Consider the following 15,440-nt stretch of genomic DNA (forward strand, 5'->3'; position numbering starts at 1 on the left):
CCATCAGAAGGGCATCGGCTTTGCCGCGCGTCTGCGGTGTCATATTTTCTTGCAATTAATCCCTGATATAAAACGAGAAGTTCCGTAAAAAGGACGGCGAATCTATCAATTTAGAGGATATGCTGTTGAAAGGCCGTTTGTTTATTGCTGTATCTTTGCTCGCTACGAGCGTTTCTTGCGCATTTGCCGCCAATGATTTTCCCGTCAACCTGGCGCCACCCGCCATTCAGGCCGCGTCCTGGGTGCTGATGGATTATACGACCGGTCAGGTGCTGACCGCCGGTAACGAGCACCAACAGCGCAATCCTGCCAGCCTGACCAAACTGATGACCGGCTACGTGGTGGATCGCGCCATCGATAGCCACCGCATCACGTTTGATGACATTGTCACCGTAGGAAAAGATGCCTGGGCGCAAGGTAACCCGGTATTTAACGGCTCCTCGCTGATGTTCCTTAAACCGGGCGATCGGGTCAGCGTGCGTGATTTAAGCCGTGGGCTGATCGTTGATTCCGGCAATGACGCCTGTGTGGCGCTGGCGGACTATGTTGCGGGCGGTCAGCCGCAGTTTGTCGCGCTAATGAATCACTACGTGGAAAAACTGCATCTGAAGGATACCCATTTCGAAACCGTCCACGGCCTGGATGCGCCGGGGCAGCACAGCTCGGCCTACGATCTGGCCGTGCTTTCCCGGGCGATCATTCACGGCGAACCTGAGGTGTACCATATGTACAGCCAGAAGAGCCTGACGTGGAACGGTATCACTCAGCAGAACCGCAACGGGCTGCTGTGGGACAAAACCATGAACGTCGATGGCCTGAAAACCGGCCATACCTCCGGGGCCGGATTTAATCTGATCGCTTCGGCGGTGGACGGTCATCGTCGGCTGATAGCGGTAGTCATGGGCGCCGACAGCGCAAAAGGGCGTGAACAGCAGGCGGCGAAGCTGTTGCACTGGGGCCAGCAAAACTTCGACACGGTGCAGGTGCTGCAAAACGGTAAACAGGTCGGCGTTGAGCGCATCTGGTATGGCGATAAAGAGCGGATTAAGCTGGGGACCGATCAGGACTTCTGGCTGGCGTTGCCAAAGTCGGAGGTGCCGCGCATCAAAGCGAAATATGTGCTGGATAAAAAAGAGCTGGAAGCGCCGATTGCCGCTCATCAGCGGGTCGGCGAAATCTCGCTCTACGATGGGGATAAAGAGGTGGCCCACTGGCCGCTGGTGACGCTGGAAAGCGTTGGCAAGGGCAGTGTGTTCTCACGCTTCAGCGATTATCTGCATCAGAAGCTGTAACTCTCCTGCCGCTCCGTTCCGGAGCGGCATCTCGTATTTCGCCCGGCGGCTATGGGATGACCGTCAATGCTATCATTGGGTTACATAAGGTTGTCGCAGTCCGGCATTCAGTGAAGCAGAGATTTATCCCTTCTGTCGACAAGGTTTCTTACATTCGCGTGATGCCTGCGGTGAAAAAGCGGTTACAATTGGTTTTTTCGTTGTGTCGGAGTGGGTTGTGCGCACGGATAAATCACTTAAGCCATTTGAAATTCGGCTGTATCGCCATTACCGCATCGTTCATGGCGTGCGAATAGCGCTGGCCTTTGTGCTCACCTTTATGCTGGTGCGCCTGCTGAACATACCGGAAGGGACCTGGCCTCTCATCACTCTGGTGGTGGTGATGGGGCCAATCTCTTTCTGGGGTAACGTGGTACCGCGTGCGTTTCAGCGTATTGGCGGCACGATCCTCGGCTCGGCCCTCGGGCTGGTGGCGCTGAAGCTGGAGCTTATCGCGCTGCCCGCCATGCTGCTATGGTGCGCGGCGGCGATGTTCCTCTGCGGTTGGCTGGCCCTTGGCAAAAAGCCCTACCAGGCGCTGCTGATTGGCATTACGCTGGCGGTGGTGGTGGGTGCGCCGCCGGGAGATATGACCACCGCGTTGTGGCGAAGCGGCGACGTTATCTTCGGCTCTCTGCTGGCGATGCTGTTTACCGGTATCTGGCCGCAGCGGGCGTTTTTGCACTGGCGCATCCAGATGGCCAGCTACGTCACCGCTTTCAACCGGCTGTATCAGGCAGGATTTTCGCCAAACCTTGTTGAGCGTCCGCGGCTGGAAAAGCATCTGCAAAAGGTGCTCAATGATGTGGTGAAAATGCGCGGTCTGATCACCCCGGCCAGTAAAGAAACGCACATTCAGAAAGCTATCTTCGAGGCGATTCAGACCGTCAGCCGTAATCTGGTATGCATGCTGGAATTGCAAATCAATGCTTACTGGGCCTCTCGTCCCGGCCATTTTGTCATGCTTAATGCGCATACGCTGCGCGAAACTCAGCAAATGACTCAGCAAACGTTGCTCACCATCGCCCACGCGCTGTATGAAGGGAACCCGCAGCCGATTCTCGCCAACAACGAAAAACTGAATGAAATTGTGGCTGAACTGCGCCAGCTGATTAAAGAGCAGCAGGATGAGAATTTCTCCGAAACGCCAATCCACGGCTATGTCTGGTTAACCATAGAGCTGGCGCGTCAGCTCGAACTGCTGTCGCATTTGATTTGTCGGGCATTGCGTAAATAAAGACGAGATATCAGAGAGATATCAGGTTACTGACAACGTGCGTTGTGCTGCCATTGCCGCGAAATGACACGTTGTCGGTTGTCTGATGTGTGTGATTTGTCCTGTCGCTTGCTTCGATTCAGCCGCATTTAGGGTTATGATAAACGCAAGGGAAAAAATATTGTCATCAGCGGCTGCGAACAGTTATGTTAGCCCTATAGGGTAGCCGCTTTAACGAATCCGAATCTCAAATATCAGGGGTATAAAAATGGAAACAACTAAGCCTTCTTTTCAGGACGTACTGGAGTTTGTTCGTCTGTACCGTCGTAAGAACAAACTGCAGCGTGAAATTCAGGACGTTGAGAAAAAGATCCGTGATAACCAAAAACGTGTCCTGCTGCTGGACAACCTCAGTGACTACATCAAGCCCGGCATGAGCGTTGAAGCTATTCAGGGCATTATTGCCAGCATGAAGAGCGATTATGAAGATCGCGTTGATGATTACATCATCAAAAATGCTGAAATCTCCAAAGAACGTCGCGACATCTCTAAAAAACTGAAAGTGATGGGGGAAGCCAAAGCAGAAGAGAAATCTGGCGAGTAATCCGTTATTAGCGCTCCGGCGGCTTTCGCTGCCGGAATCCCGTCCTTCACTGCGGCATCCTCTCTTCACTCCCGGGCAAAAGCCGCCCTCAAGCGCTGAACCTTTTCGCCGGAATTTGGTATACTCCCGCCGTAAACATATTGATATCGGAAGGGTTTATCTTATGCTGTTCCTGCAACAGGTCCCGCCGCGATGATACTGATTACCGGCGGTGCGCGTAGCGGCCAACGCCGTGATGCCGAATCTTTACTCAATTCTTTTGTCTCGGCGATCTATATCGCGACGTCCTGGATTTCCGATAACCAAATCGCCGCCCGCATTCAGCACCATCGTGATACCCGTCTGGCCCACTGGCGTCTGGAAGAGCGCAGCGCAGATTTTTCCGCGTAACCGCAACGCGGATAACGCAGATTGTGGTCGGTGATAAATAACCGCTGACCGTGGAATTTATCGACGGGGGTCCTCTTTCAATGATTAAGTCTTTTTTTGTCGCATTATCGTTTATCAGCCGATTACCGGTGCCGGCACGTTTATCCCAGGGGCTGGAGATCGAACAATATCAGCGCAGTATCGTCACTTTTCCCTTTGTCGGCTTGCTGCTGGGGGCCATCAGCGGCGCAGTGGCGATGCTGCTCCAGCCGTGGTGCGGCGGACCGCTTGCCGCGCTGCTTGGCGTGCTGACGCTGGCGCTGCTGACCGGCGGCTTCCATCTTGATGGCCTGGCGGACACCTGCGATGGCATTTTCTCTGCCCGTCGTCGTGAACGGATGCTGGAAATTATGCGCGATAGCCGATTAGGTACCCACGGCGGCCTGGCGCTGATCTTTGTACTGGTCGCGAAAGTGCTGGCGATCGCCGAAGTGTCTCTGCGTGGTACATCGGCGGTTTTTGCGCTGGCGTCCGCCTGCGCCGTGGGGCGCGGCATGGTGGTGGCGCTGATGTATCGTCAGCGTTATGCCCGGGAAGAGGGACTGGGTAATCTGTTTATCGGCAAAATTACGCTGCGTCAGACGCTGATCGCCCTGGGGATAGCTGTGGTACTGGCGACGCTGCTGCTTGGGGTCAGCGGTCTGCGGGCGGCAATGATCACGCTGGTGCTGGTCTGGGGACTGGGCATGGCGCTGAAGCGCACCCTGGGAGGGCAAACCGGCGACACCCTGGGCGCGGCGATTGAACTGGGCGAAGTGATATTTCTGCTGGCCCTGCTGTAGGCGCGGCAGGAGAGAGTATCAGACGCGCCCGGATGCGGTGTGTCAGGCGCCGCTTCCGGGGCATTGTCCGGGCGTACGCTTACAGCGCGTTTTGCCATACGCGCTGCGGCAGCAGATAAACGTCCGCTGGCACGTTCATCCCATCGGTAACGATATGCTGAATGCCGCTGGCCATCACCGCCAGGGTGACATCGAAAGCGTTCAGGCTATCGCCAAAACCGGCTGTCAGGTTGAGCATCGAACCGTTAGCCATCAGATACAGGGTTTTATTGTCCATCCGGTAGGCGTTAATATACGGCATCACCTCGGTATGACTGAACTGATGCAGATACCCGCAGTCAATCTCCTCCGCCACGTGACCCACGTTGAGGATAAAGACCCCATCTTTAGTTTTATCCAGCGCCTCGCGATTAACCACTTTTTTGCCGCCGGTCGCGGTGGCGACGACATCCGCCAGGGCAATCGCCTGCTGTAGTTCAACGACATGCCAGCCATCGTAGGCCGCCTGTAATCGCCGCGCCGGGTCGATTTCCGCCACCATTACCTGACCGCCGAAAGCTTTAGCCGCCGCCGCGACGCCCTGGCCGACCAGACCATAGCCGATGACCAGCACTTTTTTCTCGTGCAGGGTCAGGTGGGTCGTCTGGAAGAAGGTGTGCCAGGCGGTCAGACCGACCATATGACGGTTATGGAGCCCTTCTTTAACCGGCAAATCATCCCAGTTAAAAATGGGATAGCCAGGACGGATATCACCCAGGCGACTGACGCCGGAGCCGGTCGCTTCAAGCCCGGCCACGACGTTACCGAACTCTCCGCGCTGATGTAGCAGGGTGGTAATATCCGCGCCCATTTCACACAGGTGCGTTGGTTGCCAGGCAATCGCTTTTTCCCAGGATTGTCGCCAGTCGGCGTCGCTCATATTGCGCCATGCGCAGGCTTCTGCGCCGCGTTCCACCAGCCAGGCAACCACCTCATCCTGCACCGTCGTTGGGTTGCAGGTGGTGAGGAAAACCCGGGCTCCCTTTGCCAGAATGCCTTGCACCAGCGGGATCATTTTCATGTCAAGGTGCATACAGCAGGCCAGACGAACCTGACTGAGATCGGGAAGCGCAGCGACCTGCCGCAGAGTGCGCGGCATGTTCTGACAGGCCCATGCCACTTCTTTTTCTAAGTGTGTTTTGTAATTCAATGTGTTTAACCTTCAGTCCAGAGAGTGGGGAAATCCCGGTGGAAGAGGGTGAGTTTAGCCTGGAGTGGCAGGCGGGCGAATTATTATATTCACCGAGTGAATTCAGATGGCTGGCAAGGTGACTTTTCAGGAATTGCGCGCGGCGCTACGCCAGCGCGCAGTGACGAAACCGCCTAAAGCTCGCCGGTGATGTACTGTGCAACGCCGTGGGCAAAACTCCAGTCGCCCTTGTGGTTGCTTATCACCGAAATCATCAGGTCCTCGCCGCTTATCCCGCAGTGTTCCTGAAGCTCAGCCTGCAGCACGGCATAAAAAGTCTGCTTCTGCTGTTCGCTGCGTGGGCTGGTATAGACCCTCACCACAACCACGTTTTTACTCCGCGTCAGCCCCAGACCGGTATCTTCAATGATCATATGGTGAGCTTTATTTTCGTGAACAATCTGGTAGCGATCGCGCGCCGGCACGTTGAATGCCTGCACGACAGCCCGGTGCGCCGCATCAAGCAGGGTTTTGATTTCGCTTTCGGTACGGCCTTCAATGATATCAAATGTCAGTAATGGCATAGCAGATGCGCCTTATTGTCGGGTTAATAATTCTTGAAAGTGATGCTAACCAATGCTGACGCGGGTAAAAACCGCTATATTTGAATTCATTGTTTTCCTGTGTGAACAATCCATATGAGCGACATTCGTCCTGAAATATACTGGACTCATCTGTACTGGCTTACGGTACTGGAGGAGCAGAAAAGCTATACCCGCGCCGCAGAAAAGCTGGCGGTCAGCAAATCGGCCATTAGTCAGAAAATTAGCGAGCTGGAACGGGTGACCGGTAAAACGCTGGTGCACCGCACGACCCGCAGCGTCACCCTCAGCGATGATGGCCTGCGGCTGGTGGCGGAGCTTAATGAGCCTTTTGGGCAAATTCGTGAGATCTTTACCGGCACCTGCGATGAAGAGGGCGGGCCGCTGCGCGGGACGCTACGCCTGACTGCGCCGGTAGCATTTTCGCGCCAGCAACTGGTCCCGGCGATCACGCCCTTTCTGCATCAGCACCCGCAGCTTCATCTCCAGCTGGAGGTCACTGACCGTCTGATCTCGCTGGCCAGCGAAGGGTTTGACCTCGCCATTCGGCACTGTCGCCGTGAACTGCTGCCGGAAACGCATGTCGCCTGGCCGCTGTGCCGGACGGCGACGCTGGTTGTCGCATCGGCGGATTATATTCGCCGCTTTGGCCGCCCGGACTCGCCTGAGGCATTGCGCCAGCATCAGTGTCTGACCTATCCGCGCGGGCCGCAAAGCCCGCACTGGACCTTTGAACGTGGCGATGAGCGGGTGAGCGTGAAGGTGCAGGGGCCGTTTGCCACCAACAATAGCGAATCCCTGCGGGATGCGGTACTGGCGGGGTTGGGGATTGCGCTGCTGCCGGATTTCAGCGCCAGAGAGGCGATTGGCCGTGGGCTGGTGCAGGAACTGCTGCCGGACTGGCGACCGGTGGATGTCTTTGCCGAAAATCTTTACGTCATTCGCCCCTATGCGCCACGCGTATCGCGGGCGGTAGAGACCTTTAGCCGCTATCTGAAGGCGACCTTCAGCTGATATTTTGCAACTGTTGCACCAGCGCCTCGCGAAAGCGAGGAAGTAACGCGGGCGCCGCAGGCGCCAGCTCAGCCAGCGTTACGGTTTTATCGGCACGGTAGATCCGGCCGCTGCCGAGCCGGGCCTCAAAAGCGTTGGCCGCCAGATGGGCCGCCTGGAGATCGGCGTCGAGTAATATCACCGCATGGGCGAGAACCACATGCCCTTTACCGCCCGGCATTGGCCGCCAGTACTGAGCGGTACCGGCGATTTTCCGCGCATGCTCGCCTTCGCCGCAGGCCAGATTATAGCGGCCATCGCAAAATGAACCGCTGACTGCCTGGAAATGACTGGCGACGCCGAAACTTGCCAGCGTACGCTGGAGCAGCGCGCAGAGGAAAAGATAAACCGGCTCTGCGGCTTCTCCCAGCGGCTGATAAAGCGGCCATGCCAGGCTGAGATTGATAATCCCCGGTCCCTGCGGCACCAGTCCGCCGCCGGAACGGCGCAGCCAGATCGGCCATCCCCGACGGGAAAACTGCTCGCTCACCGTCGAAAGCGCCGCAAATTTACGGTAGCTTCCGGGCACCACAAACCCCCGCGGGGCCTGCCAGAGCTGAGCGACAGCGTCACCGGCGCGCGCCCGGTCGAGCAGCGGTTGCTCAGCCAGCGTTGGATCGGCGCAATATTGCACCGATAACGAATGGTGATCAAAACGCGTCGGCCAGCAGGGAAGCTGAGTCATCCTGTCTCCTTAAACTGCGTCTATATCGCCGTGGCGGCTTTTTTTCATCAGCATTGCGGTGAAGGCCGAGAGCAGACAGCCCGCAGTTAAATAGATCGCGACGCTGTGCCAGGTGCCCCCGGAAAGGGTGACCAGCGCGGCGGCGATAAATGGCGTAAATCCGCCCCCGACGACGCTGGCGACCTGATATCCTACTCCGGCGCCGCTATAGCGATAGCTGGCGCCAAACATTTCGGTGAACATTGGCTGCTGGACGCAAACCACCATATCGTGAGCGATATTCGCCAGCATCAGCGCGAAGAACAGGATCCAGAAGTATGACTGGCTTTCAAGGGCCATAAAGAACGGGAAGCCGCTGAGCGCGCCGATCAATGCGCCGGTAATGTAGACGCGGCGTCGGCCGAAGCGGTCGGCCAGCCAGGCGAAGCAGGGGATAGTGAGGCAGCTTATGGCGCCGACTAACAGGCCGATATTGAGGAACAGTTCCCGCGGCAGGCCGAGATTCTGCGTGGAGTAGTTGAGGGCGAAAGCCGTGACGATATACATCGTCAGCAGTTCGCACAGGCGCAGGGCGATAATCAATACAAACGCGCCGGGATGGCGACGTAGCGCGTCCACCACCGGCAGGCGTTTTTTCTGCGGATGCCGCTGCTGTTCGCGCAGTTGCTGTTCGAACTCAGCGGATTCCGCCATACCGTTGCGGATCCACACCGCCACCAGTACCAGCACGACGCTGAACAAGAACGGCAGACGCCAGCCCCAGCTCAGAAATTGTTCGTTAGTGGTGCTGGCGCTTATCAGCGACACCAGGCCGGTGGAGAGCAGTAACCCGACGCCGTATCCCACTTGTACGCCGCTGCTGTAGAATGCTTTCTTATTTTTGGGGGCGCTTTCAACCGCCATCAGCGCCGCGCCGCCCCATTCACCACCGACCGCAAATCCCTGTACGGCGCGCAGCAGAACCAGCAGAACCGGGGCCCACCAGCCAATCTGGCTGAATGAGGGCAGCAGACCGATGCAGGCGGTGGCGATCCCCATCATCCAGACGGTCATCATCAGCATGCGTTTACGCCCGAGGCGATCGCCGAAATGGCCGAAGATAATGCCCCCCAGCGGGCGGAAGAGGAAACCAACGCCAAAGGTAGCAAAGGCGGCAAGGGTACCCATCGCCGGGCCGATCTGCGGAAAAAACTCCCGGTTAAACACCAGCGCGGCGGTGATGCCATAGAGAAGAAAATCGTACCAGTCGACGACAGCCCCGGCGAAGCTGCCCCAGGCCGCCCTGCGGGCGCGATTAAGTGAATATGCCTCCTTGCCGGGGCGATTAGAAATAAGCGTTGAGTCCATAGCTGTCCTGTCTGTTGCTGAGTTTAATTATTGGAATGAGATTTTTTCCTGATTCAGGGCTGCAGTGAGACTACCTCGCCGAAGGGCAAGAGAAAAGATTTTTACCTGCTCTGCGCGTATAACGAGATCTGGCCCCTGCCTGACTGCGCGGGATAACGGTCTGCCGGTCCGCGCGCAGGTGAGTATCGGCGTTCTCTTATTGTTTTAATTTTAATTTTTGAATCGGGGAGGGACGCCTTTTAACAAATGACTTAAATGGTTTACAATTAACGCGTCTCCAGTTTCGGAATGGTGAGTTAAATGCGGTTAATTTTTGCGGTTTTATTTTGTGCCATGGTTTTGCCTCCCGCATTTGCAGAAAAACTGCCTGTGCCCGCAGGTAAAACCGTTTTAACTATTTCCGGCAAGATTGAGAATACGAATCAGGGTGATACTGCCATTTTTGATGTGGCGACATTAGAAAAACTGGGTATGGAAACGGTCGTGACAACCACGCCATGGTATTCAGGAAAGGTTCGTTTTGATGGTATTTCCCTCAATAAACTCATGAAGTTAGTTGGCGCTAAAGGCAAGTCAGCCAGGGTGGTGGCGCTTAATGATTATATCTCAGTCATCCCGCTGGACGATTTTTATAAATTCCCGGTTGTTTTGGCGTTAAAAATGAACGGTGAATATATGCGCATTCGCGATAAAGGGCCTTTATTTATTGTTTATCCGTATGACAGCAGCCCGGAATTGCAGAATCAGATTTATTATTCCCGATCGGTATGGCAGGTTTCGAAGATTATCATTGAGTAAGGGTTTGATCTTGAATCGAATACTCACTGTTATTATTTTGTCACTTTTTATTGTTACTGGTTACATTACTTATCTGGTACATGAGCGGCAAAGTGAGTTGCAAAAATTGACCCGTTATACGGATTCGTGGTCCGTTTCCCAGATAGTCTCAGAGTATATGCGTCTTGAAGCGCGGCTAAGTGCGATGGGACTGGGGATTGAGGGCAGCAACCACGATGAGGTACGCCTGCGCCTTGAGATCATGATGAGCCAGATTCCGCTGCTTCAGCAGGGCGATCTGGGGAAGTTTATTGCTAAAGATGCCCAGCGTAAGGCGACGGTTGCCAGTTTAATTCGTCTCCTGAACAAACTGGATAAACAACTGGAAACGATGGATCCCGGGCAGTTAAAAGCGATTCTGCAGGAGATGAGCACCCTCGACGGGCCGATGACCTCGATGGCATCAATATCGCTGACTCATGACATTAATACGATTAATCTGACCCATGATAAAATACAGAATCTGTATTACATCTATTCGGTTATTTCTGTTCTGTTGATTGTTCTTAGCATTACCCTTGGCGTATTGATGTTAAGGCAAAATAACAGTCTGCGCAGGGCCCATGTGCGGATGAAGTTGCTGGCGGACGATCTTCAGGCGTCGAAAGAGACGTTACAGGTACAGAACCGTCGACTGCAGTACGATGCCTATCACGATTCGTTGACCGGTATGCCCAACCGACTCTCTTTCTGGCAGCGTTTGCAGGAAATTGTCAACCAGGCGCGGCTCGATAAGGGGTCGGCGGTGGTTATGCTGTTCGATCTGGATAATTTCAAAGATGTTAACGATACCCATGGTCATGATGCCGGGGATAAACTGCTGCAGGATCTAGCGCGCCGTCTCTCGTTTTTCCGCAAAACGCCTGAGATGCTTTATCGGCTGGGAGGAGATGAGTTTGCGCTGATTTCATATGATTTGAGTGAAGAGATGGCCCTGGAACGGGCGAACGTTATTCGCGAAAAGATCGGCCAGCCGTATCAGATTTACGATTCATTCATCCATATTGATGCCTGCATCGGGATTGTGATTTCCACTGGAGAGTGTCGTACGGATTATTTGTACAAGTGCGCCGATCTGGCGCTGTATGAGGCGAAGAAGGAGAGCGCCGCTAACGTGCAGATATTTCGCCCCGGTATGCTTGAGCGTCTCCAGGAGAATAAATCCTTTGAGGATGATCTGCTACATGCGCTTGCTAAAGATGAGTTCAGGGTTTACTACCAGCCGATTGCCGATGCGCGTAATGGCGAAATTTACGGTTATGAGGCCCTGGTTCGCTGGTTTCATCCCGTGCGTGGCACTGTTGCACCGACGGAATTTATTCCGGTGGCGGAGAAAATCGGCCTGATTAATTCGCTGGGAGAGTGGGTGCTGAAAACCGCCTGTGAAGCGGCTGCCCGTTGGCCATCGCGGTTAAAGGTTTCGGTTAATGTTTCACCTGTTCAGATGATTGACCATTCGCTGACCGATTCCGTTATCTCAATACTGAAAAGCACCGGGCTCGATCCGCATCGTCTCGATCTGGAGGTTACCGAGTCAGACGTGTTTAACGAAAATACCAGTTCGCTGGAGATCCTTAGCCAACTGCGTGCGCTCGGAGTGCAAATTTCGATTGATGATTTTGGTACCGGGTATTCGTCGCTGTCACGTTTAAGCTATTTTCCCTTTGATAAGATAAAAATCGATCGTTCATTTGTCGTGAATATCCCGGGTCAGAAAGATGACCTCGATATTGTTCGTTTGATCATCAGTATGGGCAAGAGCCTGCATATGCGTATTGTGGCTGAGGGCGTCGAAACGGAAGAACAGTTGAAATCATTGCAGGTATTAGGCTGCGATTTGGTTCAGGGATATTTAATTGGCAAACCGGAGCCGCTGATCGGGTCTGAAAATAAATAATAGGCCTGATCTTTTTAGTCGATTCTGATATATCAGAAAGCGAAAAAAATTATTTTTGTTATTAATAAAATTATTCCCCGGCAGCAGAGATAGCTATGCTCGCTGCGGTGTGCGAGCGTTGTCAATATATATGCAATATAAAGTATGTCGGATATAACACTTATGGAGTATATACCCGTCATACTTCAAGTTGCATGTGCGTTGGCTTTCCTCGTTCACCCCAGTCACGTACTGGAGTACGCTCCCGGGGATTCACTGCGTCGCCGCCTTCCTGCAACTCGAATAATTTAGGGTATAAACAGGAGTAGAATTGACGTTTACCAAAAAATAATACCTTTCTGGATTAAAAAGGGTATATGATATGCAACATATATTCTTGTTCCGATTGTATTGATGGTGCGCAGAGAGAGGCAGAATCATGCAGCGAATCATTATTCCAACCCACTATGTCCATACACGTACTACCCCGCTGTGGACGACAAAGACGGCTCCGGCGTCAATCTGGAAGCGGCATCTGGATGCCGGTACGCGGCAGGGGGTCTACCCGCGCCTGTCGGTGATGAGGGGGGCGATACGTTATCTTGGCTATGCTGATGAGACCAGCCCGGATCCGGTGGACACCCTGACGATTGCAGAAGGTGAATTTGGCGTTTTCCCGCCGGAGACATGGCACTGCATTGAGGCGTTAACGGAAGATACCGTTTTTAATGTGGATTTTTATGTCGACCCCTCAATTTTGATTGAGGGTTGAGGGATATTATGGACAGTGAAAATAGAGGTTATTCATTAGCGGTTATTAACTGTAATAATAACGATAAAAAAGAGAAAGTGTATCTTAAGCCAATGGCGCTTTATATTCCCGATGTTGCCGTGGAGGCTGTGACAGCGCTTATTTCCACGCTGTCAGCGGACAACGCCAAAGAAAAAGGATTTATATTGACGGTCACGAATAATAATAATGGCGTATCGGTGGATAGCGAGTTTGCTACCCTGGCCGCGCTTCAGGAACCGCAAACGGCGGCTGATGCGGTAAAAGACCTTATTAATATTGTTCGTGGCTATGAGTCTGATGAAGAGACCAACGTCTGCGGCTGGTAATCGTGTGCCGCACTGTTTATCACGGCGCTGGACTGATTATTAACCCCGGGCGAGAGTTTTTGTATAAGCCCGGCTATCGCCTCTGTGCCCACGGGCATAGAGAGATAAAATCCCTGAAAATGCGCGATCCCCAGCGCTTTCAGTTTATTGAATTTATCCAGGCTGTCCACGCCTTCAGCAATACAGTCGCTGCCGGTCAACTGGCAATAGTAAAGCAGGCTCTTAATCAGCGCGAGGGCATGGGGATCGCGCTGCATATCATTCACGATGCTCATATCCAGCTTGTAGGCGCTAAACCTGCATGTGCGTACCGGAAACAGAACGCTGCTTTGCGAGAAGTAGTCATCGAGCATAATACGGAAACCGTGCTTGTGTAACCGGACAATATTTTCACTGGCTTTGCTATGACGGTTGAGGTCGGTGGTTTCGGCCAGCTCCAGTACCAGCCTGTCTGCCATTCGCGGCTGATGGATCTGTTTGCGCGCGGTTTCCATCATGGGGAGCAGGTTCTCATGACCGGCGATAGCGGCGGCAATATTCACCGAGAAATAAAACTCGCCAGGATAGCGGTTGATATGCTGTACCGCCTGCTGGAGCATAAACGCGGTCAGTACCAGCCATGCATACCCGGAATGTATCCGCGGTAAAAAATCACCGGGAAGCAGAACGTCGCCGTTGCGCGCCCAGCGACAGAGGATTTCCATTCCCTGAAGCCGCAGGTGTTGACTGGTAATGGGCTGAAAGACCGGGAAAACGTGTCGACTGTGAATGGCGTGGACAAATTCGCGTTCGAAAGCGGAAAGGGCGGGAAACGCCGCGTTTTTCTGTTCTCTTATCTGGCTGCCGGGAAAACGGGGGCGCATGTGAGGGTGATGTTGCACCATTTTTTTCAGTCCTGCGGTTCTTTGATTGTAGAGCGTTTTATGGCTGATACCGCGGCGTTTTGCCTGTTCGAAGGCGCTGTATCCGTTGAACAACCCGAGGGTGGCGTTCAGCTCAGGCCGGGTAAGCCCGGCAGGGCGCTTTCCGCCCATTCGCGTCTCTTCGCCTGACAGTTGTTCAAGCGATGGATATCCCTCAAAGAGGGCATCCCGCAGTAATGCTGAAAGGTAAGGGAGCGGCAGATCGGAGGCGACGGCACGCACGGCGGAAAGCCGGTGGCAGTCCGTAACCTGGTGCAACAGCGTGTGCCATAGCCAACTTGTCGGGCAGCGGCTAAGGATCAGCACCGGTAACGGCGTTGCGGATTGTTCCAGCAATGTGGCGGCTTGTTGCAGGGTTGCGAGCATCAGGTCAGGGGCATCGGGCAGATATACCACCATGCGGCGCGGGCAGGTGAAGAGTGTGGGGGCTTCAGTTGGCAGCACGATGGCTGGCGTTCCCCCTTCCTCTATTATTCGCGCCACGCCTTCGGCGACCAGCGCGCAGGGTGACAGAATGTAGTCCACTGGCGGGCTGCGGTCGGGGGCAGAAGGGTTACTCGTAAACAAAGGTCACCCCGATAATCGACTGCACGTTACCTGCCGTAACCTGCCCGCTGGTCCGCGCGTAGTTCGCGGTTAAACCCAGACTGACCGCCGAGCTGCCCACGGTACCTAACGACACCATGCTGTTGGTGGGAACGACGCTGCCGCTGCGCGTCAGTTGAACGCCAATTCCCTGGGCGGGCGAGGCCGACGCGGTATTGGTAAAGATAGTGCTGGCGGCGTCTGCTGTGGTGCCGGTGAGGTAATAGCCCAGCTTCTGGCTTTGAGCACAGTAAACCGTCAGCGGGATTGCCGTTGAGCCAGGATAGTCCGGCAGCGTTACCGTTACATCGCGGGCAGAGACGTCACAGCCTCCGGTGGGCACAACCACATCGTTATTAGCATAAATGTTCCAGACAAACTGAAAGTCGTCGCTATCCTTGTTGTTGGTCTGACGCAAGATCAATATGGCAATTAATGAACCAGCAGAGATCGCCACGCCGCCCGCGGTGCTGACGGGAGTCAGATAAAGAATGGTTGGCCACGGTTTATCCGTGAGGGAATCATACGTTATTCTCGCCGTTTCGCTGGTGGTCGGAAATGGGTAGCTGACACCGTTGTATTTAACTGTGCCGGAAAAATTTGATAGCACACCGCCGTAGGCTGAGCCGCGTTGCAACGTCACATAGTCGGTTATGGTATCCGGATAGTCGTTATGGCAAAAAATTTGCGTCGAGAGATCCACGACAAGGTTTTGTCCGGCGCTGACTGCTGGTGCGAGGTTAACGTAAACGTTTGCTGTGCCCCCTCCTATGGGGATCGTCACGCCAGTGGCGGTTTTACAGGCGAAAGACCAGGCGCTAAGCGACCAGCCACCCAGCAACAGCGTAATCAGCAGAGTTATTATCTTTTTCATAACATATTT

15 protein-coding genes and 1 pseudogene are annotated in these 15,440 nt (G+C 54.2%); 10 read left to right on the plus strand and 6 right to left on the minus strand.

Annotated elements, in window-relative coordinates:
- Positions 1 to 125 precede the first annotated feature (125 nt).
- From dacD to cobS, 5 genes and pseudogenes are all read left to right on the plus strand, one after another.
- On the plus strand, positions 126 to 1,292 hold the full coding sequence (gene dacD, locus FE839_RS15515; protein WP_171034899.1) for a serine-type D-Ala-D-Ala carboxypeptidase DacD: 1,167 nt from the start codon (positions 126 to 128) through the stop codon (positions 1,290 to 1,292).
- 217 nt (positions 1,293 to 1,509) lie between these two features.
- Positions 1,510 to 2,568, plus strand: coding sequence for an FUSC family protein (locus tag FE839_RS15520; RefSeq protein ID WP_138361707.1), 1,059 nt, complete (start codon positions 1,510 to 1,512; stop codon positions 2,566 to 2,568).
- A 247-nt stretch (positions 2,569 to 2,815) separates the two neighbouring features.
- On the plus strand, positions 2,816 to 3,151 hold the full coding sequence (locus FE839_RS15525) for a DUF496 family protein (protein WP_138361708.1): 336 nt from the start codon (positions 2,816 to 2,818) through the stop codon (positions 3,149 to 3,151).
- A gap of 192 nt (positions 3,152 to 3,343) precedes the next feature.
- Positions 3,344 to 3,520: pseudogene (locus FE839_RS15530) on the plus strand (bifunctional adenosylcobinamide kinase/adenosylcobinamide-phosphate guanylyltransferase); the annotation flags it as partial.
- 101 nt (positions 3,521 to 3,621) lie between these two features.
- Complete coding sequence (gene cobS, locus FE839_RS15535; RefSeq protein WP_138361710.1) at positions 3,622 to 4,362, plus strand: adenosylcobinamide-GDP ribazoletransferase; 741 nt, start codon at positions 3,622 to 3,624, stop codon at positions 4,360 to 4,362.
- A 79-nt stretch (positions 4,363 to 4,441) separates the two neighbouring features.
- On the opposite strand, the gene FE839_RS15540 is transcribed toward cobS, so the two are convergent.
- The gene (locus tag FE839_RS15540; RefSeq protein WP_138361711.1) at positions 4,442 to 5,551 is read right to left on the minus strand and encodes an adenosylhomocysteinase; all 1,110 of its coding nucleotides are present in this window, start codon (positions 5,549 to 5,551) and stop codon (positions 4,442 to 4,444) included.
- A 173-nt stretch (positions 5,552 to 5,724) separates the two neighbouring features.
- Positions 5,725 to 6,114, minus strand: a complete 390-nt coding sequence (locus FE839_RS15545) for a tautomerase family protein (RefSeq protein WP_138361712.1) — start codon at positions 6,112 to 6,114, stop codon at positions 5,725 to 5,727.
- A gap of 114 nt (positions 6,115 to 6,228) precedes the next feature.
- On the opposite strand from FE839_RS15545, the gene FE839_RS15550 reads away from it, so the two are divergent.
- Complete coding sequence (locus FE839_RS15550) at positions 6,229 to 7,146, plus strand: LysR family transcriptional regulator (RefSeq protein WP_138361713.1); 918 nt, start codon at positions 6,229 to 6,231, stop codon at positions 7,144 to 7,146.
- On the opposite strand, the gene FE839_RS15555 is transcribed toward FE839_RS15550, so the two are convergent.
- Complete coding sequence (locus FE839_RS15555; protein ID WP_138361714.1) at positions 7,139 to 7,870, minus strand: lipoyl protein ligase domain-containing protein; 732 nt, start codon at positions 7,868 to 7,870, stop codon at positions 7,139 to 7,141. The genes FE839_RS15550 and FE839_RS15555 overlap by 8 nt on opposite strands.
- Before the next feature lie 9 nt (positions 7,871 to 7,879).
- Positions 7,880 to 9,217 (minus strand): shikimate transporter, encoded by a 1,338-nt coding sequence (gene shiA / locus FE839_RS15560; RefSeq protein WP_138361715.1) that lies wholly within the window; start codon positions 9,215 to 9,217, stop codon positions 7,880 to 7,882.
- Between the two features lie 300 nt (positions 9,218 to 9,517).
- Here shiA and FE839_RS15565 point away from each other — a divergent pair, with 300 nt between their 5' ends.
- The 4 genes from FE839_RS15565 (at position 9,518) to FE839_RS15580 (ending at position 13,049) form a co-directional block, all read left to right on the plus strand.
- On the plus strand, positions 9,518 to 10,015 hold the full coding sequence (locus tag FE839_RS15565) for a putative pterin-binding protein (protein WP_138361716.1): 498 nt from the start codon (positions 9,518 to 9,520) through the stop codon (positions 10,013 to 10,015).
- A gap of 10 nt (positions 10,016 to 10,025) precedes the next feature.
- The gene (locus FE839_RS15570) at positions 10,026 to 11,951 is read left to right on the plus strand and encodes a putative bifunctional diguanylate cyclase/phosphodiesterase (protein ID WP_138361717.1); all 1,926 of its coding nucleotides are present in this window, start codon (positions 10,026 to 10,028) and stop codon (positions 11,949 to 11,951) included.
- A gap of 418 nt (positions 11,952 to 12,369) precedes the next feature.
- Positions 12,370 to 12,702 (plus strand): TehB family protein, encoded by a 333-nt coding sequence (locus FE839_RS15575; RefSeq protein WP_138361718.1) that lies wholly within the window; start codon positions 12,370 to 12,372, stop codon positions 12,700 to 12,702.
- An 8-nt stretch (positions 12,703 to 12,710) separates the two neighbouring features.
- Positions 12,711 to 13,049, plus strand: coding sequence for a DUF1869 domain-containing protein (locus FE839_RS15580; protein ID WP_138361719.1), 339 nt, complete (start codon positions 12,711 to 12,713; stop codon positions 13,047 to 13,049).
- Here the strand turns inward: FE839_RS15580 and FE839_RS15585 are convergent.
- On the minus strand, positions 13,010 to 14,497 hold the full coding sequence (locus FE839_RS15585; protein ID WP_179951938.1) for an EAL domain-containing protein: 1,488 nt from the start codon (positions 14,495 to 14,497) through the stop codon (positions 13,010 to 13,012). The two genes, FE839_RS15580 and FE839_RS15585, sit on opposite strands and share 40 nt — an antisense overlap.
- A gap of 28 nt (positions 14,498 to 14,525) precedes the next feature.
- Positions 14,526 to 15,431 carry a fimbrial protein gene (locus FE839_RS15590; RefSeq protein ID WP_138361720.1) on the minus strand — a complete coding sequence of 302 codons (906 nt, stop codon included), beginning with the start codon at positions 15,429 to 15,431 and terminating at the stop codon, positions 14,526 to 14,528.
- Positions 15,432 to 15,440: the final 9 nt, after the last annotated feature.

The sequence above is a fragment of the Klebsiella indica genome (assembly GCF_005860775.1).
GTDB classification, from domain to species: Bacteria; Pseudomonadota; Gammaproteobacteria; order Enterobacterales; family Enterobacteriaceae; genus Klebsiella; species Klebsiella indica.

What these genes read in the sequence shown, in the direction of transcription:
- FE839_RS15525 (WP_138361708.1), top strand. Translation starts at nt 2,816, where the DNA reads ATGGAAACAACTAAGCCTTCTTTTCAGGACGTACTGGAGTTTGTTCGT.
- cobS (WP_138361710.1), top strand. Translation starts at nt 3,622, where the DNA reads ATGATTAAGTCTTTTTTTGTCGCATTATCGTTTATCAGCCGATTACCG.
- FE839_RS15545 (WP_138361712.1), bottom strand. Translation starts at nt 6,114, where the DNA reads ATGCCATTACTGACATTTGATATCATTGAAGGCCGTACCGAAAGCGAA.
- FE839_RS15550 (WP_138361713.1), top strand. Translation starts at nt 6,229, where the DNA reads ATGAGCGACATTCGTCCTGAAATATACTGGACTCATCTGTACTGGCTT.
- FE839_RS15555 (WP_138361714.1), bottom strand. Translation starts at nt 7,870, where the DNA reads ATGACTCAGCTTCCCTGCTGGCCGACGCGTTTTGATCACCATTCGTTA.
- shiA (WP_138361715.1), bottom strand. Translation starts at nt 9,217, where the DNA reads ATGGACTCAACGCTTATTTCTAATCGCCCCGGCAAGGAGGCATATTCA.
- FE839_RS15565 (WP_138361716.1), top strand. Translation starts at nt 9,518, where the DNA reads ATGCGGTTAATTTTTGCGGTTTTATTTTGTGCCATGGTTTTGCCTCCC.
- FE839_RS15575 (WP_138361718.1), top strand. Translation starts at nt 12,370, where the DNA reads ATGCAGCGAATCATTATTCCAACCCACTATGTCCATACACGTACTACC.
- FE839_RS15580 (WP_138361719.1), top strand. Translation starts at nt 12,711, where the DNA reads ATGGACAGTGAAAATAGAGGTTATTCATTAGCGGTTATTAACTGTAAT.
- FE839_RS15590 (WP_138361720.1), bottom strand. Translation starts at nt 15,431, where the DNA reads ATGAAAAAGATAATAACTCTGCTGATTACGCTGTTGCTGGGTGGCTGG.